At 39.7% G+C, this 20,548-nt stretch carries 13 protein-coding genes; 5 read left to right on the top strand and 8 right to left on the bottom strand.

The features are described from left to right. Positions 1 to 14: 14 nt before the first annotated feature. The 5 genes from R3X26_RS09945 to R3X26_RS09925 all read right to left on the bottom strand — a co-directional run bounded on the left by R3X26_RS09945 (position 15) and on the right by R3X26_RS09925 (position 8,612). Positions 15 to 3,152, bottom strand: a complete 3,138-nt coding sequence (locus R3X26_RS09945) for a beta-galactosidase (protein WP_317717151.1) — start codon at positions 3,150 to 3,152, stop codon at positions 15 to 17. A gap of 12 nt (positions 3,153 to 3,164) precedes the next feature. Continuing rightward, positions 3,165 to 5,276: an alpha-galactosidase gene (locus R3X26_RS09940; RefSeq protein WP_317717150.1), complete on the bottom strand. Its 2,112-nt coding sequence runs from the start codon at positions 5,274 to 5,276 to the stop codon at positions 3,165 to 3,167. Positions 5,277 to 5,444: 168 nt separating this feature from the next. After that, complete coding sequence (locus R3X26_RS09935; protein WP_317717149.1) at positions 5,445 to 6,671, bottom strand: ABC transporter substrate-binding protein; 1,227 nt, start codon at positions 6,669 to 6,671, stop codon at positions 5,445 to 5,447. A gap of 169 nt (positions 6,672 to 6,840) precedes the next feature. Further along, a complete protein-coding gene (locus R3X26_RS09930) occupies positions 6,841 to 7,692 on the bottom strand; it encodes a carbohydrate ABC transporter permease (RefSeq protein ID WP_317717148.1) in 852 nt (283 codons plus the stop codon). Beyond that, on the bottom strand, positions 7,692 to 8,612 hold the full coding sequence (locus R3X26_RS09925) for a sugar ABC transporter permease (RefSeq protein WP_317717147.1): 921 nt from the start codon (positions 8,610 to 8,612) through the stop codon (positions 7,692 to 7,694). The genes R3X26_RS09930 and R3X26_RS09925 overlap by 1 nt, the downstream gene beginning before the upstream one ends. 418 nt (positions 8,613 to 9,030) lie before the next feature. Between R3X26_RS09925 and R3X26_RS09920 the strand changes: the two genes are divergently transcribed. From R3X26_RS09920 to R3X26_RS09910, 3 genes are all read left to right on the top strand, one after another. Continuing rightward, positions 9,031 to 10,119, top strand: coding sequence for a sn-glycerol-3-phosphate ABC transporter ATP-binding protein UgpC (locus tag R3X26_RS09920; protein ID WP_317717146.1), 1,089 nt, complete (start codon positions 9,031 to 9,033; stop codon positions 10,117 to 10,119). A 229-nt stretch (positions 10,120 to 10,348) separates the two neighbouring features. Continuing rightward, on the top strand, positions 10,349 to 12,058 hold the full coding sequence (locus R3X26_RS09915) for an AMP-binding protein (RefSeq protein ID WP_317717145.1): 1,710 nt from the start codon (positions 10,349 to 10,351) through the stop codon (positions 12,056 to 12,058). A gap of 89 nt (positions 12,059 to 12,147) precedes the next feature. Next, positions 12,148 to 12,357 (top strand): VF530 family protein, encoded by a 210-nt coding sequence (locus R3X26_RS09910; protein ID WP_317717227.1) that lies wholly within the window; start codon positions 12,148 to 12,150, stop codon positions 12,355 to 12,357. A gap of 143 nt (positions 12,358 to 12,500) precedes the next feature. Here the strand turns inward: R3X26_RS09910 and fusA are convergent, their stop codons facing one another. After that, entirely contained in the window at positions 12,501 to 14,591 is a 2,091-nt protein-coding gene (gene fusA / locus R3X26_RS09905) for an elongation factor G (protein WP_317717144.1), read from the bottom strand. Positions 14,592 to 14,786: 195 nt separating this feature from the next. Further along, complete coding sequence (gene radA, locus R3X26_RS09900) at positions 14,787 to 16,163, bottom strand: DNA repair protein RadA (protein ID WP_317717143.1); 1,377 nt, start codon at positions 16,161 to 16,163, stop codon at positions 14,787 to 14,789. Between the two features lie 201 nt (positions 16,164 to 16,364). Between radA and R3X26_RS09895 the strand changes: the two genes are divergently transcribed. Continuing rightward, entirely contained in the window at positions 16,365 to 18,704 is a 2,340-nt protein-coding gene (locus tag R3X26_RS09895; RefSeq protein WP_317717142.1) for a PilZ domain-containing protein, read from the top strand. A 76-nt stretch (positions 18,705 to 18,780) separates the two neighbouring features. On the opposite strand, the gene serB is transcribed toward R3X26_RS09895, so the two are convergent. Next, the gene (serB, locus tag R3X26_RS09890) at positions 18,781 to 19,749 is read right to left on the bottom strand and encodes a phosphoserine phosphatase (protein WP_317717141.1); all 969 of its coding nucleotides are present in this window, start codon (positions 19,747 to 19,749) and stop codon (positions 18,781 to 18,783) included. Positions 19,750 to 19,849: 100 nt separating this feature from the next. On the opposite strand from serB, the gene R3X26_RS09885 reads away from it, so the two are divergent. After that, positions 19,850 to 20,455 carry a YtjB family periplasmic protein gene (locus tag R3X26_RS09885; RefSeq protein WP_317717140.1) on the top strand — a complete coding sequence of 202 codons (606 nt, stop codon included), beginning with the start codon at positions 19,850 to 19,852 and terminating at the stop codon, positions 20,453 to 20,455. Positions 20,456 to 20,548: the final 93 nt, after the last annotated feature.

Genomic DNA, 20,548 nt, shown 5'->3' with positions numbered 1-20,548 from the left:
TAGAACAATCAGATTCAACTAAGTTTAATTTGATATCGACATTGTTTCTCTTCAATTAAGTATTCTTTATGGACACTTGGACTCCATGAGTCATCACCGCCAACTCCCATATGTTTATGGTCTAAACGCAAATACACAATATTCTGTTTCACTAATTCATTCGGATGTTTTGCTTGATTCAATTGCAGTTGATCATATTGGTTTACGGTAAAATGAAATTGCCCGTTTGCCTTTATTCCATCTAAATCAATACAGCTAGTATCACATCTTAAGCCACTTTCCGTTGGGAAAATGTAAGGGGTAAACATGTCTTCCAGTGGAAGTTGATAATGCCCTAGCCGTGCAGCAGATAAACGATCAGGATAATTTTCAAAAGGCCCTAAGCCATACCAAGAAACATTGTTACTGATTGAATCAGGACATAACGGTATTTCGAGCCCTATTCGTGGCAATGGTGGCAAGTGCTCGTTTATTTGCACTTCAATATCTAAGGTAACTTGACCATTTATCGTAACGTATTGTTTCCATTTCGTCAGCGCCATAAGTTGATTGTTATAACGATAAGCGAACTGACTAGTAATCAATACCTCATCACCAATCGTTGTGAGCTGAGTTGAAATACATTCTTTTTGCCATGCCCCTAATCCAGCGTCATTCCAACGTGCAATCGGTGCATTAGGATCGAGAAAATCAGCTTCACTGGTGCCAATATCATTATCTATCGGCGCTCGATAGAAGTTATCTTTTATCGATTCAGCTAACATCGCTTTTCCAGCTTTGCTCCAGCTAACAAGCTCCCCACTGTTTCTATCCCAGCTAAATTCGGTATTATTGACTGTAACAATCCAACTATCCGGTTGTTCTGTTATCTCAATACTTGAATGAGCGTTGGTACACACGCCACTCTCTAGTGATAAACGATTTTTATTGGTTACCTTAAATTGCTCTGTGGCTACAACATGACCCTGTTCTGCCCATTGCGTTTCCTCTTTGAGTTTGACATCAATATTAAGCCAATAATCACAACCAATCTTCAGTTGATAATCACACTCAATCTGCCATTGGTATTGGTCATCAGGCTGTATTGTTAACTCTGATTCGCCTAGTGACACTGGTTTACCATCTTCTAGTAACGTCCAAGTAAACCGATCATTGCTGGTTGTACGGAAAAAGTATTCGTTAGTTACTTGAACTGTCCAATGAACAGACTGTGCTATTTGTTGGCTATTAATCAGGGAAAATTGATAAGGTTGTTGACAATACTTGACCTCAAATAAAGTCGGATGAGGCGTTCTATCTGGAAAAATGAGGCCATTAATACAAAATTGTCGATCATTATTTACATCGCCAAAATCACCGCCATAACCCCAATATTTAATGCCGTTCTGATCAACTTTAGTTAAACCTTGATCAACCCAGTCCCATATAAATCCACCTTGTAAACGAGGGTACTGCCTGAATGCTTGCCAATATTTATTAAAACTGCCAATACTATTTCCCATTGCATGAGCATATTCACACAATATTAACGGCCTATTTTCTCCCGGTAGACCAATCCATTTTTTTATCGCCCATTTAGGTACGGCAGGGAACAACTGATCCTGATCGACTCTAGAATACATAGGACAAATAATATCGGTCGCAGTACTATCCGCACCGCCGCCTTCATATTGCACAGGACGAGATGGGTCGCGCTCTTTTGCCCATGCATACATGGCATTATGAGTCGCACCTTGTCCTGATTCATTACCAAGCGACCATATAATTACACTAGGATGATTCTTATCTCTTTCGACTAACTGAGTAAAGCGCATCATGTAAGCCGCGCTCCATTGAGTATGAGCCGATAATCGTTCCATTGGAAACATACCGTGTGTTTCAATATTCGCTTCATCAACTAAATACAACCCGTATTCATCACATAATTCATACCACCGTGGATGATTCGGATAATGCGCGGTACGCACCGCATTAAAATTCGATTGCTTGAGTAATTTGATGTCGGCAATCATGCTGGCTTCGCTGATAGCATGGCCGTTATCTTGCTCATGTTCGTGTCGATTAACTCCTTTTATCAATAGAGCTTTGCCATTCACGAGCAGTTGCCCATTTGTAATTTCAATATTTCTAAAACCAACATCGTAGCCTTCAACATCAACTACTTTGCCATTTTTATCAATGAGCGATACCACAAATCGGTATAAATTCGGCGTCTCCGCTGTCCAATGTTTAGGTTGTTCAATCTTTAAGCTGAGAAAAACTCGGTCGTCCCATCCACCTTTCTCATCAACAATCCTATTTTGCACTTGCCCTTCTACTGGCTCTGTTACTGCTGTCTGCCCATCAAACAATTGAATTTGTACTTTATGCTGCTTTGGATTGGCTAAAACAACTTCCGTGGCAATCGTACCGTCACGAAAACAAGCATCGAGTGAAGGGGTGACAAATACATCGGCAATGTGCGTTTGAGGCTTGTACAACAAAGATACATCCCGAAAAATACCGCTTAACCACCACATGTCTTGATCTTCTAAATAACTACCATCACTCCAACGTAATACCATGACCGATAACGTATTAGTACCTGACACTAAGTGGTCAGACAGATCAAACTCAGCGGGTAACCGACTATCTTGTGAATACCCAACCCATACTCCGTTACACCACAAATGAAATGCAGAATTAACCCCATCAAATATAATGCGGGTTTGCGCTTCAAGATCCGCTGCGTTCATTTCAAAAGAGGTTCGATAACAGCCTGTTGGATTATCTTTGGGTACAAATGGTGGGTTAACATCGAATGGATACTTTATATTTAAGTAGATAGGATGATCTAATCTTTGTGGGTCGGCACCGTGCATTACCGTAATATCTTCACCTTGTAACTGCCAATTACTTGGCACCTTGATGCTATTCCAAGTGGAATCATCAAAATCGGCGGCAGCAAATGCATCGGGTACCATTTCCGGCTGAGAAAATAGTTTAAATTTCCAATGACCATTTAAACTCATCTTGGCGCTATTTTTCTTGATTAGTGCATCTTCCACGCAGATAAAATGGTTGAGTGGACTATGAGCCTCTATCTGATTAGTTTGAAAACAGAGTGGATTCTCCCAATCTCGACGTGCGATCAAGGCTTCAAAAGTTATCATTGGTTATATCCTCTATACTGCTTGAATACTAATTAACATGGCGGTTTCAGGATCTTGAATAGGCATACTTAAACCAACTTTATTAAGTAATTCACCACTAAATATGCGGCTTTCATGCATCCAATGTGGCATCTGTTTCATCAACCCTTTGCTGGCTTGTGGAAAATCAATTACGTCTACTTTGTATTGCTTATTGGGCTGCAAGTAAGCCAAACGAATAGGTTCTGCATTGGCGTAGTCAGGCATAGCAAGTTGGCAGACAGTAAGGAGCATTTCATTGCTATTAGTGACTCCGTAAACGGTACGATTGACGTCATTGGAATCTAAATAGAACTGCTCACCAGAGTGCAATAATGTACGGAAACGCTTATGTAAGGCTATATAATGTGCAAAGCGTGATTTTTCTTGATCACTCTCTTTCACTGGATCCAACTCCACCCCCATGTGACCACCCAGTGCGGTAATTCCACGTAAATTAATATCGTGCCGACGACGAGTAGTGTGACTTTCAAATGGGCCAATATGAGCGCCCATTACTTCAGGTGGGAAAAAATAGCTCATCCCTTTCTGAATGGTTTGTCTTTCTAATGCATCATTACAATCTGAGGTCCAGAAACGGTGTGTGCGCTTGAGTACTTCAAAATCAATACGCCCACCTCCAGAAGAACATGATTCAATTTCGACGGTTGGATGCTTATTACTTAACTCATCCAGAAGTCGATAATATGCTTTGGTTTGCCCGTTAACGGCCGGGCTGCCTTCGTGTGCTGGTTGAACTAATTCTCGATTCATATCCCACTTGAAGTAGCGAATATTATAATCAGTAAGTAATGCATCTAGGCAATTGAACAAATAATTAAAGCAGTGTGTATTTTGCAAATCCAACACATATTGGTATCGGCCACTTGGCTGCTCATAACCATCAAGGCCAAGTATCCAATCTGGGTGTTTACGGTATAAATTCGAATCAGGATTCACCATTTCTGGTTCCACCCATAAACCAAACTCCATACCCAATTGATTAACATGTTCGATCACCGGTTCGAGCCCATCTGGGTATTTATTTTTATCTAAGAACCAATCACCTAATGCAGATTTTTCTCCATGTCTGCCAATAAACCAACCATCATCAATAATGAAACGTTCAACACCGATGTTGGCAGCTTCAGTTGCCATGTTTTTAATATAATCTGGGTCATGGTCAAAATAGATCCCTTCCCAGGTATTAAGATGTACGGGTCTAACTGTATCGGTTGGAAATGCAAGGATATTTTGCCGAACAAATCGATGAAATTGTGCTCGAATACCGTTCAGCCCTATGTTGCTATAGCATGCATAGAGTTCTGGTGTCGTATAAGATTCACCTTGCGCAAGGGATATTTCCCCTGCCAAAAGTAACTCGCCCATTTGAGCAAAACGTCGACCATCACTTTTGCTTTCACAGCGAATATGATTATTGCCACTCCAAGCTAAATGCATTCCCCATACTTCACCGTTCTGCTCTGAAAAACCTTTATTGCCCACCATCATAGCCGGAAAATATTCGTGAGATGTCCGCCCGCGTCGATTATCTTGGCTAAAAGCGCCATGTTGCAAAGAGACTCGTTGAGTTTGAAATTCTCGGCTCCAACGGCCATGAAAGCTCATCACTTCATCCGCACGATGTGGTAACGGTAATGTATTAACTAAACGATTCAAGTGATAACACGTTTTACCACTATTCTTTATACACAGCGTTTTTCTCAACACCCCAGAGCTGTCCAAATACAATTCGATCGTAAGTTGTAATTGCGCCATTTCATCCAAGCAGGTCAATGTTGCATACTTCTCATCAGCTTGAACTTGTGTGGTTTGGAAAACAGGAGCCCAATCAACATTTCGCCCTTGTGGATCCGTGCGAAAACCTTCTAACCCTGCCGTACTAAATAAGCCTCTGCCATTTTCAGGACACAGTGATAAAGGAATATCTATATCTAGACGTGCTTGTGAAACCGCTCGTTCTGTTAATAATGCAATCGAATCATCACACTGATCGAGTTTTTGCCCCCAATAGAGAATTTGTGGTGTGGGTTTTGTAAGAATAACAACGCTGGTATTGGCGCTAAATAAATGAATAGTGTTCATATTCTATAACCTGCAAGTGATATCAATTGGAGAAATTAATTTAGACTCAAGGGGATAAGTGACGTGTGCTTGAGAGATAATTAACCTCTCCAATAAATATAAAAAGAGGAAAAAACCGCAACCAAATTGGCTGCGGCTGTTTCATAGTCAGACTCAATTAAACAGAAGTTATTTGAACTCTCTCTGACGTACTTTTTCCAGACGTTTTAGAATGGCATCTAAACGTTCAGGTTTAACCATAAATTCTTGGAAACCTTTCATACCTTCTTTTGCCATCGCAGGGCTAGTATCACGGTCGTAGAACTGTGCAGTACCAGCTGATTCCGACAGCATTTTTACACCGATATTGAGGAATTCATTATCGACCGCTTTCGCTTTACTGTTGGTTGGGATCTGCAACATTTTACTGTTAATAAGCTGTTGTATGTCTGGCTGAGCAACAAATTTAAGGAACTTACGTGCGTCAGCTTTGTTTTCTGCTTTGGCAGGAATATGAATAGTATCCATTGGTGCATCTTCGGCCATTGGCACTGAAGGATCAATTACTGGGAATTGGAAGAAGCCCATTTTGTCTTTGATCTCTTCTGGGAAATTAGGCGCAATAAAGTTACCGATTAGATACATAGCTGCTTGACCATTATATAAGAACGGTTGAGCTTCTTGCCAAGAATATGACGCATGATTTTTCAAATAATAACCAGGCTCTACCAGTTCTTTCCAATTTTCAAAGGTCTTCTTAACTCGCTCATCAGTATAAGGTACTTTTCCATCCATTAATTGAATATGGAAATCTAAACCGTTTGTACGTAAGTTAAGATAATCAAACCAACCGGCTGCTGTCCAAAGATACTTAGTCCCGATAGCAAATGGGGCAACCTCATTTTTCTTCAGTGTTGCTGCAGCTGATTTTAGCTCTTCAAATGTTTTTGGCTCTGCAATACCAAATTTTTCAAACAGGTCTTTACGATAGTACACCCCCCATTGATAGTAAGTATATGGAACACCGTATTGCTTTCCATTTACCGTCATTGCTGGAGCGGCAGATTTAAAGTCACTCATCATGTCTTGTTCTTGCCATAAATCACTGACATCTTCAATTAAGCCGCGATCAACAAAAGTTTTCATACGATTACCGGCATACCAGTAAACAACATCTGGTGGTGAGGTCACTAACCAGTTACGAATTGTTGTTTTATACGCTTCTTTATCATAAAGATTATATTTTACTGTAATATCCGGATTTGCAGTCTCGAACCGCTGAATAATCTCTGCCCATGCGGCTTTTGGTGCCGGATCAGCTTGATCGGAGTTAATAACGAGTACACCTGCAAACGCAGTCGTCGATACAGTTGCAGCAAGCAGTGTAGAGGTAGCAATATGTTTCACATATTTCATATTGAGGTCCTTGTTTTTTGAGCTATTGCTCAGGTTGGTCCGATTTCTAATTATATTGTTCTATTTGTTTCACGTTTCTTTTTCAGAAGTGAGTTAGCTTACGTTATCTAGAGTCTTTGCTCTTTGAACGGTCTCTCACTCTGGTGTTCTAATCAACATTTTTTTAACATTACCCTTTGGTCGCCCCTAACGTTAATCCAGCAATAAAATGACGTTGCATAGTAAAGAACAAGATAACGGGTGGTACAGCGGCAACAACTGCACCAGCAGACATAAATTGCCACGATGCTAACCATTGTCCTTGCAAAGCACTTAATCCGGCGGTAACAGGACGAACTTCATCACTTTGTACTAATACCAACGCCCAGAAAAAATCATTCCAGATAAAAGTGAACACCAATACAGCGAGTGCCGCCAAAGCAGGCCTTACCAGAGGTAACACAACATGCCAAAAGATTTTCATTTCACTGACACCTTCGACTCGTGCCGCCTCAATAAGTGCGTCAGGGATACCAACCATAAAGTTACGCATAAATAAGGTACAAAATCCGGATTGAAATGCGATATGGAAAAAGATCAGCGCCCAATGCGTGTCATAGATGCCAAAGGCAATGGTAATATCGCGCACTGGAATCATCAAAATTTGGAAAGGCACAAAGTTACCGGCAATAAACAGCGCAAATATCCACAAATTAGCTTTAAATTTATACTTAGCTAAAGCAAAACCCGCTAAGGTAGACAGAGCCACCGCTCCTGCAACCGCAGGAAGGGTTATCATTAAGCTATTTATTAAATACTGGCCCATTGGAGTAGCGGTGAAGACTTGGGTATAGTTTTCTACCAGATTAAAATCTGTCGGCCATCCCCAATAATTACCTTTATTAATATCTTCCATTGAGCGAATAGACGTCATCATCACAGCCATTAGCGGCAATAACCACATACCTAAAGCAATGGGCAAGGCAACACGATAACTAATATTGGTGAAACGACCTGATTTTTCAATTGGTTTTGGAAACATTATTTTTCACTCCTTAACATACGCCACAAGAAGTAAGCGATATAGACATCCATAATGAGGAATAACATCACGGCAACCGAAGCACCGTAGCCCATACGATAGTTAAAGATAGATTCTTCATACATAAGGTAAGCTAATACCGTCGAGCTGCCCCATGGTCCGCCAGATGTCATGGTAGCCACTAAGTCGAAAGAGCGTAATGCGCCAATCACAGTCACAACGATAGCAATGAAAGTAGCTGGTCTTAACTGGGGAATAACAATGTACCAAAGCATCTTGAATTTTTTAGCACCATCTAATCGCGCCGCTTCCAGTTGTTCTGGGTCTAAGTTGTTCAAACCAGTCAGGTACAAAATCATACAATAAGAGATTTGTGGCCAAAGGCCGGCAGCGATAATACCGTAGGTTACCCAATCTTCATCGGCTAGTACCGATATCGGTTCAATACCAAACCAACCTAAAGCAATATTGAGCAAACCAAAACTCGGGTCATAAAACCAAGCAAACACTAGACCTACGACAACTTGAGAGATAACAAATGGAAAAAAGAATAACGACTTTACTACTCGAATCCCTCTAACTTGTTGATTTAGGAACAGCGCTATAGCTAACCCTATCGGCGGTGCTAACATAAAAAACATCAGCCACAGCAGGTTATTTTTAATCGCGGTATAAAAAGCACCTGAATCGAACAACTCGACGTAGTTATCGAATCCAACCCAAACCTTTTCACCCAGTCCATCCCACTCGAAAAAACTTAACCAAATACTGGAGAGGATAGGATAAACGACATAAATAGCAAAAATTATCATTCCAGGTGCTAAAAATAGCCACGGTGACAATTTAGAACTGATTCGCCTTTTGTTACTTACCGAAGGCATACGGTTTTCTGGGTAGATCGTTTTCACTGAAGGCTCCATTAGTCCGACACTCCCACTAATAACATCGTGCTATTGCTTGATTCGAATATTTGTAACACAATGTTTTAAATAATAAAAAATAGTATTTTGAATATTTAAAAACAACATCGAATAGTGGCTAAAAGCTATAAAGTACTCACTATATTGCACGACGGATGATTGATTTATAATAGATCTAAGGTAAGTTATTTGCACAAGCAAGATGTCATTTTGTAAACGTTTTCACAAAAATAGCTTTAATTCACTCTATAAATATGACTGAGATCAACAATTCAAATTTCCTTACTAACAAATCTTATTAAAACGAGTATGTTTTATACAAATATTGCTTTATCTAAATAAAGCTTTCTATAAATAAATACCGAGCGCAATACTGATGCGAAACACTATTCATCAGCGCTGTAGTAAAGGAGTCGTAATGGCGGACATTACTCTAAAAAAAGTCATCAAACGTTTTGGTGATGTTCAAACTATTCATGGGATCGATCTAGAAATAGAAAACGGAGAGTTTGTCGTATTTGTTGGCCCATCTGGTTGTGGTAAATCGACCTTATTACGACTCATTGCTGGTTTAGAAGATATTACTGAAGGTGAAGTACATATCGACAATACCCTAGTTAATGACATTGATCCTGCTGAACGCGGAGTTGCGATGGTATTCCAGTCTTACGCACTTTATCCACACATGACCGTAGAAGAAAACATGGGTTTCGGTCTTAAAATGAACGGTGTTGCCAAAGAGCAGATACAAAAACAGGTAGATATTGCAGCCAAGACATTACAACTTGATCCTCTGCGTAAAAGAAAACCTAAAGAACTGTCCGGAGGGCAACGTCAACGTGTTGCTATTGGTAGAGCAATTGTGCGCGATCCAAAGGTGTTCCTATTTGATGAGCCATTGTCTAATCTCGATGCAGAGCTTAGGGTTGAAATGCGTTTGCAAATAGCAAAACTACATCAAGAGCTACAAAATACCATGGTGTATGTCACTCATGACCAAGTAGAAGCGATGACTTTAGCGGATAAGATTGTTGTCCTGAGAGATGGTCGAATCGAACAAGTCGGTTCTCCACTCGATCTCTACCATCGTCCTGGTAATTTATTCGTGGCTGGTTTTATTGGTTCGCCAAAAATGAATTTTGTCCCGACAACAGTTACTCAAGTCGACTCAGAGCAAATAACATTAAAAGCAACAAATGGCGATCATTTCTCTGTGCCGTATAACAAAAAAACGCTAACAGTAGGCGACAAAATTACTTTTGGGATTCGTCCTGAACATTTGCTTCTTAATGATCAAGCCGATATAAACATAGCGTTCCAAAGTGAAGTGGTTGAAAGACTTGGTAACAGCACCTATATGTTTGGGCAGTCATCTGGTATCGATGGATTTACTGTTCACTTGCCCGGTGACCAAGAAATTAAAAGTTTCCAAAAAGTTACTCTCAGCTGCGCATCATCTGACGTGCATTTATTTGACGAGAATGATATTTGTATTACGAGTAACTAGGTAAAATTTAATCACGTAGCTCACTCAGTTTATACTTACGGCGGACCTTTAGTTCGCCTTTTTACTGCCTGCCGCAACTCTTTTTACCGTCTACCGTAACTAAAGCGGAATATTGATCTTACTCACTAATCGACTAATTAGGTATTCAAACACCAGTTTAAAAGCCACTAAGCAAAGTCATACATGCTAGACTGAATTAACAATATTATAACAAACTAGCGAGAATGTTATGAGCTTAGATGGCCGTGACCAGCAAATATCAACAGCAGAAAAGTCCGTAAGTCTTTGTGTATTACCACCACCCAATGAGCTCATATTAAAATGGGCAGCCTCTAGGCCTGATGATATCTACTTGAAGCAGATTATCGATCGAAAATTTGTTACTTACACATTTTCTCAAGTTGCGACTATGGCAAGAAAATTGGTTACCGCCTTACGTAAACAAGGTCTTCAACCTGGTGATAAAATAGCACTCATTTCCAAAAATTGTGCTGAGTGGTTTATTACTGATTTGGCCTTAATGATGGGTGATTTTATTAGCGTCCCTATCTTTCCAACTGCTGGCGCAGAGACAATTGAATTCTGCCTTCAACACAGCGAGAGTAAAGCTGCTTTTATCGGTAAATTAGACGATGCATCCGCAGTCGAAAAGGCGCTTCAGTCTCACCCGCAACTTATTACTATTTCTCTCCCCTATAAAAGTGCAGCCAAATGCCAGTTGACCTTTGAGGAAATGATCAAAAATTCAATACCAACTGAAGATCGTCCTGTACATTCTGATGATAAGTTAATGTCTATCGTCTATACATCTGGCACTTCCGGTACACCCAAAGGCGCAATGTTAACTTATGGAGCATTCAGTTGGTCTGCTCAACGCTTGGTAGAACATTTAAATATCACTAAAGAAGATCGAGCTTTTTCATACTTACCTCTCGCTCATATTACTGAACGTGTCTATATTCTCGGGTCTTCCATAGCGGGCGGTGTGCAAGTCGCCTTCCCCGAGTCGCTAGATACCTTTATTGACGATGTGAAAATGCATAGGCCAACCCTGTTTATTTCAGTGCCTAGATTATGGGCTCTGTTCCAACAACGAATTCAAGACAAAATGCCACAGAAGAAACTTAATCTTTTATTGAAAATTCCATTCATCAGTTCGTTAATTAAGAAGAAAATTATTGAAGGTTTGGGACTAAATGAAGCCCGAATTTTAGGATGTGGCTCTGCCCCTGTTTCACCTGCTCTATTAAAGTGGTATCACAGTATAGGAATCAATATTACTGAAGCATGGGGAATGACGGAGTCTTTTGCTTATAGCACGCTTAATTATCCGTTTAAAGCAGATAAAATTGGCACGGTAGGAAACAGTGCGCCTGGTATCGAATTAAAGATTGCATCAGACGAAGAAATAATGGTTCGCAGCCAAGGCACGTTCTCTGGTTACTATAAAAACCCATCGGCAACCGACGAATCTTTTGACGAGCAAGGTTGGCTTCACACTGGTGATATAGGCTCAATTGACAACGATGGTTATCTTACTATTCAAGGACGAAAAAAAGATACATTCAAAACAGCCAAAGGCAAATTCGTTGCACCAGTCCCTATAGAAAAAAAACTGTACGAATATAGTCGGATAGAGATGATGTGTTTAGTTGGTTTAGGTATGCCTGCGCCAATATTATTAGCAGTACCTCATCAGTTCCCAAACTTTGACAAACAACGTTATCAAAAACGACTAGAACGCGTTATTTCAACAATTAACCAAGAGCTCGAGTCTCACGAAAAAATTAAAGGTGTGCTTATGATAAAAGAGCCTTGGAGCATAGAGAATACCATCCTAACACCAACGTTAAAGATCAAACGTCATGTGTTAGAGAAAAAATATCACGACATTGGAGTTAACTGGCCAAAAGATAAAATAGTCGTGTGGGAAGAGTGATGATTAAAACTATCAATGGATGCCTTGCAAGCTAACTAACCTGCGATTAAATATCGTATAATATATAAAAATAACCGACTAGGCATATTATCATGCAACCGAACAACCCTCTACACGGCATAAAACTGGAAAAACTGCTAACTGATCTTGTTGAGCACTATGGCTGGGAGGAATTAAGCTATATGGTCAACATTAACTGTTTTAAAAAAGATCCGAGCATTAAATCAAGTTTGAAATTTTTACGTAAAACAGAATGGGCCAGAACAAAAGTTGAGGGTATTTGGTTAGATTTACAATAAAAATTAATTAACACTGATTAGTTGATACGGTTTGAGTCGCTATCAAATCAGCTTTAGTTATTAATCTCTTTATTTTTTAATGGTTAATAAAAAACCCGAAAGTATATACTTTCGGGTTTTTTCAGTTCAGATTTGAAAACGAATTATTTCTTTTCGTTCTCTTTATCTTCTTTAACTTTAGCAATTACTGCTTCTGCCACGTTCATTGGACATGGAGAGTAGTTAGCGAATTCCATTGAGAATTGGCCACGACCAGAAGTGATAGTACGTAGGTGACCGATATAACCAAACATCTCAGAAAGAGGAACATCTGCTTTAATACGAACACCAGTAACACCAGCTTGTTGATCTTTGATCATACCACGACGACGGTTAAGGTCACCGATAACATCACCAACGTGGTCGTCTGGAGTAAATACATCAACATTCATGATAGGCTCAAGAAGTTGTGCACCAGCTTTAGGCATTGATTGACGGAAAGCACCTTTTGCTGCGATTTCAAATGCGATTGCAGATGAATCCACTGCGTGGAAACCACCATCGAACAATTCAATTTCAACATCTAACGTTGGGAAACCAGCTAATACACCGTTTTCCATCATGCTAGCGAAACCTTTCTCTACTGCAGGCCAGAATTCTTTAGGTACGTTACCACCAACAACTGTTGATTTGAACGTGAAACCTGAACCTGGTTCACCTGGCTTGATACGGTAGTCGATTTTACCAAACTGACCAGAACCACCAGACTGTTTCTTATGCGTGTAGCTATCTTCAATTGCTTTAGTGATCGTTTCACGGTAAGCAACTTGAGGAGCACCAACAGTTAAGTCAACACCGTAAGTACGCTTAAGGATATCTACCTTAATGTCTAGGTGAAGCTCACCCATACCTTTCAAGATAGTTTCGCCAGTTTCTTCGTCAGTTTCAACTTGGAAAGAAGGATCTTCTGCAACCATTTTACCAATTGCGATACCCATTTTCTCAGAACCACCTTTATCTTTAGGTGATACAGCAATTGAGATTACTGGAGTTGGGAATACCATTGGCTCAAGTGTTACTGGGTGCTTAGGATCACAAAGAGTGTGACCAGTTTGCACGTTCTTCATACCAACAATCGCGATGATGTCACCCGCTTGTGCGCTAGTAAGTTCGTTACGATCGTCAGCTTGCATCTCAACCATACGACCAACACGTTCTGTTTTACCAGTGAACGAGTTAAGAATCGTGTCACCTTTGTTCAATTTACCAGAGTAAATACGAACAAACGTTAGTGCACCAAAGCGGTCATCCATGATTTTAAATGCAAGAGCTTTAAATGTTTCGTCAGCAGAAACAATAGCGTGATCGCCTGTTTCTTCGCCTTCTTCGTTCATTAGAGGTTGAGGTTCAACTTCTGTTGGAGAAGGTAGGTAATCAACAACTGCGTCAAGAACGATTTGAACACCTTTATTTTTAAAGGCAGAACCACAGAAAGTAGGGAAGAATGCAAGATCACGAGTACCTTTACGGATACAACGCTTGATATCTTCAATAGAAGGCTCTTCACCTTCCATGTAAGCTTCCATTAGATCATCGTCTTGCTCTACTGCAGTTTCGATTAGCTCTTCACGATATTGATCAACATCGTCAACCATGTCAGCTGGGATGTCTTGAATTTCGTAGTTTTCAGGAAGGCCAGTGTCATCCCAAACGTATGCTTTACGAGTTAGTAGATCTACAACACCAACGAAGTCATCTTCGCGGCCGATTGGTAGAACCATTACAAGCGGTGTCGCACCTAGAACGTTTTTAACTTGATCAACTACGTTATAAAAATCAGCACCCATACGGTCCAATTTGTTAACGAAGATCAAACGCGATACTTCAGATTCGTTCGCATAACGCCAGTTAGTTTCAGATTGAGGTTCAACACCACCAGAACCACAGAATACACCGATACCACCATCGAGTACTTTAAGTGAACGATATACTTCTACTGTGAAGTCAACGTGTCCAGGAGTATCGATAACGTTCAAGCGATGGTCGTTCCAGAAACAGCTTACTGCCGCTGACTGAATGGTAATACCACGCTCAGCTTCCTGTTCCATGAAGTCAGTTGTAGATTCGCCATCATGAACTTCACCAGTCTTGTGGATTTGACCAGTTAGTTTAAGGATACGCTCTGTTGTAGTAGTTTTACCCGCATCAACGTGCGCGAAAATACCAATATTTCTGTATTTTGATAAATCAGTCATTGTCTTACTCTGTTAATAAGGTATAAAAATGCGCGCAGAGTATACCACAATCCCTCAAGACTGATACCCTAACGTGCGTTGATTCTATAAAAAGTGGCTCATCTTACCACGTACATCTAATTGTGGTTAGAATTTATTTACGGTTAAACAAAAAATTGATGGCTCTTTTATTAATGCGTACATTACTTTTTACAATTAAACTTCGTCAAATGCTTCGATAGCTTCTGACAATTTTTTTACTCCATGGATTTTCATTCCTTGAATACCACCTTTTGGCATATTTGCCGCCGGTACAATAGCCGTCTTAAACCCATGTTTTAACGCTTCCATTAATCGTTCTTGGCCATTAGGTACAGGCCTTATTTCACCAGCTAACCCTACTTCACCAAACACAACGACATCTTTGGCTAGCGGCCTATCTTTAAAGCTGGATAATAACGACATAATTAACGCTAAATCGGCACTGGTTTCGGTTACTTTAACGCCAGCGACCACATTAACAAAAACATCTTGGTCTGCCATTTGTAATCCACCATGCTTATGCAGAACAGCAAGCAATAGCGACAAACGGTTTTGGTCTAAACCTACGGCCACTCGTCGAGGGTTTGCTTGTTGGGAATAGTCAACTAAGGCCTGAATCTCAACTAATAAAGGACGAGTACCTTCCCATATCACCATCACTGAACTGCCTGAGGTCTCTTCTTCTCCGCGAGAAAGAAAGATAGCTGAAGGATTACTGACTTCTTTAAGCCCTTGTTCAGTCATCGCGAATACGCCCAACTCGTTAATTGCACCAAAACGGTTTTTGTTACTGCGTAATGTTCTAAATCGGCTATCAGAGTTACCATCAAATAAAACTGAACAGTCTATAATGTGCTCAAGCACTTTAGGTCCAGCAAGCGACCCATCTTTAGTAACATGACCAACAATAAAAACCGCTACATTATTTTGTTTAGCGTACCGAGTTAGAGTTGTTGCAGACTCTCTTACTTGAGCAACGCTACCTGGAGACGACTGAACATCAGAAACATGCATAACCTGAATTGAGTCGATAACCATAATACGAGGTTGTTCTTGCTCTGCAATTTGACATATTTTATCAACATTAGTTTCAGATAGCATCTTAAGATGCTCTTTCGGTAAACCCAAACGAGAAGCACGCATCGCAACCTGTTGTAGTGACTCCTCGCCGGTTACATACAGCGTGGGCATCTGAGAAGAAAGTAGACACATTGTTTGTAAAAGCAATGTAGATTTACCTGCACCAGGAGATCCACCAATTAAGATAGCCGCACCTGGTACTATGCCACCACCAAGCACCCTATCAAACTCTTTGAAGCTACTCGAAAAACGAGGTACTTCTTGCAAATCAATTTCAGAAAGGACTTGTACCGTTGACTCGGCTGCGCCTGCATATCCAGCTAATCGCTCGTTTCTTGCAACTTGAGGAGATGCCGCCATACGCACCTCCGTAATTGTATTCCAAGACCCACAGGCATTACATTGCCCTTGCCATCGAGGGAAATCCGCTCCACAATCGTTACATACGTAGGCTCGTTTTACTTTTGCCATAATTCCTCAATAAGTTATGGCTACTCTATCGCCCTAATCATTTGACAAGGAGTCAGTAACAGTTAGCCTAAATTTACATGTTTATATTTTTCAAATAAATGGTTATAACTTTAAAATACATTATTTATATGTTTTAAAGTTAACCAATAAATTGTCGATATATAGCTATACCAACTGATTCAGGACACTCTAACAGAAAAGATGCAACAATCTGAAATACTCTCTTTAGTAGAACGATTAATTCCAGTTTATGGAGCCCCCGACTTCGAAAATGTGTTAGCTCAGCTAACAGAAGGCGAGCCGGCCTCAGCAAAAGTAATTGCAAAAATGGAATTAAACAGATTAATGACCCCTTGTACAAAATCAATTGATTTGAGAGGGCGAGTTCAGGGTGAGTGTCGAGAATATAAACTGGATGGCAGAACACACTGGTTAGACGATGTTGCCATTAATTCCTACCATAAAAAAATCAAACGATTTGGCAGTTATACTGAAGGCGTTTATGAAGCGATGGTCAACACGAGAAATAATTTTCGTGTCATGCATCAAAATGCCAAAACACCACCTGGTCCTTCTATTGAAGATCAAGAAAGCCCGTTTAATGTAGAAGCAATAAAGCTTGGCCTAACTCTTAATCGACAAGAGCAACGTTTAAGAATGGCCACTCAGGTTGATATTTGTCTGCAAAGTGGCCAAGAAATTTGTGCTACTAGTGTCGATTTATCTAACTCAGGCGTAAAACTCAAAGTACCGAGTGCATTCGAATACAATCTTGGCGAGATAATCGACGCAAATTTTGTTCAGATACTAAAACAAAGTCATTTAAACGAACTCAACACACCAATAAAATACAGAATAATTGGCATTGATGAGTGTCATGAAAATGAAAGTATCCGCTGGCTAAGAGCCATTAGAATCTCGGATACAACTATCATCGCGAGAGCGATAGAAATCATGCTCGATAGCTATTCAAAAAAAGCCAATCACGACAATCAGGATAAAATACTAAGGGCCAGAACTCACTGTTACGAATACACGTACATCAAATACACACTCAACTTGCCACTGTTTTTCTCTGGCAACGAACTAAAGTTTGCATTGTTAAACGATTTCAACAAAGAAATTTGGGATTACTGGCATGATGAACGTGGGCAAGCTTCTTTTGGTTCTCTTTTCAACCCATCCAGAATGGCAGAATTAACTAAATCAGGAGTGAGACATTCTAGTAATGTCGTATATTCTTTTATACATGACCATCAGGGTAAAAATTTATATTTCTCACTCATGTTACCAGAAGCAACTGGCACGGAAAGACATCTTTTCTGGCATAGTGGAGCCAGACGTAAAAGTTGGAAAGTATTCCGTATTCACATGTTTGAGCTGAACGAAGAGGAGCTGACTCAATTTTCAACAATAGCTTCGGCAGACGATGAACAGCCATTAACTCATTTTGGTCTATTACAAGAAATCTCGGACACCAGTTCAATCAGAGATTACCTTTTGACTGAAAAACCAAATATCAACTCAAGTGTGTTGAATAAATTTAGGCATCCAAGAAAAATAGTTGGCCAACCTCGTGGGCTTTATTACGATACAATTTCACGGCGAAAAGCTCAACGTTACCAATTCAAATCACCGGTTAAATTAGGCCAGAGCAATCAAGAACAAATTTCAGGTGAAACCATCAATTTTTCGGCACATGGTTTACTGATTGCTCTATCTCAACCTCTAGAGGCAAAAGTAAACGACCGAATAAATGTCAGTTTAACTGAACTACAGCGGTATGATGAATCAGCTCTTCTAACTAACGTTGTTTATAAAGTTGTGCGTTTTGACCCCAAAACCTTGATATTGCACCTTTCTTTAGAAGAAACATCGCAAACAATGCGTACCATCAATTTTTTGAAAAAACTGATTAATCATAATAAGCATAAACTGCCACCGACCAATGAAGGGCTGCCTAGCAATGATTTATTGAACGCTATGTATGACGTTCTACTATCAAGGTTAGCAAGTACCCCAGTCTATATGTCAAAGATAAAAAGTGTACTTCAACCAGTTGCTATAGGGGTAAATTTTCCACTGCCTTCTTATGTGAAATTGCTACAGAAACCAGAAAATCGAAATGCTTTTTCTTTGGAGTGCATTTTAAAGCATCGTACAGCAAGACTATTAAAAGACCCACTTCGTCCAGTACCTGAGGCGAAACCAACTTACCATGATATTTACATAGCAGTACTCAAAAAAGACAACGAAATAGAAGCAATTCATACCAAGTTGTATGATGAATTTCAAACGTTGCAGGAAAGAATTAGGTTTATCAAAAAGTCCAAACAATTAGGCGAATTCTTTGCATTGAGAATGACCGGTATGCCGGCAGGTAATAAATCAACGCAAATTTTAATGAAAGAACTAATCGAACTCGCCTCCTCTACAACGCATCATGCTAGAGCGTTAGAAAAGGAATTTAATTCAATTATTGGATTTGGTGAACTTATTGACATAACTGAAGAAATACTAATACGCTTGGAGCTAACATAATAGCTCTCACCTCTTTAGAGAAGTATCGAGGTGAGAGTTTTTCTGGCTTAGAATTCAAATTAAAACGCGTTATTTATTATAGGGTTATTTTTTTGCTCTTAGCTAATTGCCCCGATAAAATACAAAGCACCCCACCAAGGCCTGAATAACTAACGGCTGTTTGTGCTAATTTTGTCACTTTAGGCTTGGCATGATAAGCAACACCTAATCCTGCTACTCCCATCATCACTAAATCATTGGCACCATCGCCAACTGCAACGGTATTCGATAGTTCAATATCATGGTCAAGTGCCAGCTGCTCTAAAATTTCGGCTTTGGTTTGTGCTGAAACAACCTCTCCAATTACCTTTCCTGTCAATTTTCCATCTACAATTTCTAACATGTTGGATTGGGCATAATCTAGCGATAATTCATCTTTTAAATAATCTGAAAAATAAGTAAAACCGCCCGATGCAATCGCCGTTTTCCAACCAAACTGTTGCAAGCTACTGACTAACTCTCTAACTTCTGGCATAAATGGTAATGTTGACCGAACCTGTTCAAGTATCGATTCATCTGCACCTTCCAACGCGGCGACTCTTTGTCTTAAACTCTGCTCAAAGTCAAGTTCACCTTGCATGGCTCTTTCTGTCACTTCTGATACTTGTTCTCCTACGCCAGCTAAGTAAGCAATTTCATCTATACACTCTATTTGAATAGCCGTTGAATCCATATCAAAAACAATTAAGCCTGGTTGAGATAAATCCGGTACATCAGTTAAACAAGCGTATTCAACATGAAGAGATTGCAGTATATTTTCATGCTTAGCCGTCAAATTGCCATCCATCAGTGCGACTTCATACTGTCCTACTTTCCAGGTATCTAAAACGGCATTGAATGTGTCGGTATAAAAATCAATATCATTAAACAATTTTGGCGAAAGATAATCGGAAAAAATAATCCAATTAGCTTTTGATTTATCCAACTGGCTCGAAAAACGAGTTTCAGGTAGACGTTTAAGAAGTGTCGCGTGTTTTTTTATTGGTAAAGTTTTCACTGCTTCCATGCCCATTCATTTAAATTCTATTAGACGTTACCCTATTGCAATTTCAAAAGGCAAGCCCCAATATGTGATTACCCAAAAAAATAATCAATAATGGTTGAATATGAAACGATCGCTTTTCTCAATACGTCTATTTTTGAAGAGTATTGCCATCATCCTTTTAGTATTGATGTTTGGTTACACCGCTAAAAATAGCATCGTTATTAGTAAAGGAAATGAACAGATTCAATCTCATCAACTAGAAACATTGACGAAAGTTCTTATTTCTCAAGCTTCTCTTTCTGCTAGCGAGATGATTACCAATAATGATCAAGAAGCCTTATTGCAATTAAGTAATCAATTAGCTGAGGAACGTTTAGTGTTCGATGCAACGATTTATGATTCCGAAGGGATAAAACTCGCAGCTAGCCAAGATGCAAAATCAACCCGTGAGATTTTAGGCTTAGATACGCCTTTAGAAACAGCCAGTATTGGTCGCTTACAACTTGTTGAACCTATTTTTTCCGAAAAAAGCCTCATTGGCTATATACGTATTACGTTTGAAAAGGGCATGGTAACCGCGGTATCCGATCATCATTATCGCAATAGTGATCGTTATATGTACATTATGATAGTAATGAGTTTTTTAAGTGGGATGTTGATTACTTTGATACTGAGTAGAAAGCCTAAAGACAAGCATCAGAACCTGCTCATTCAAGATATAAAATAGTTAACTAACCATTACTTACTTGGCTATATGTTTATTTGCGAAACTATTTACCTAAATAAAAGCTCTGATTAATGACCAGAGCTTTTTTATTTA

The organism is Vibrio sp. TH_r3 (assembly GCF_033101115.1).
Lineage (GTDB): Bacteria > Pseudomonadota > Gammaproteobacteria > Enterobacterales > Vibrionaceae > Vibrio.
Note: the sequence above shows the minus strand (reverse complement) of the source record. Positions and strands in the feature narration are given on the sequence as shown.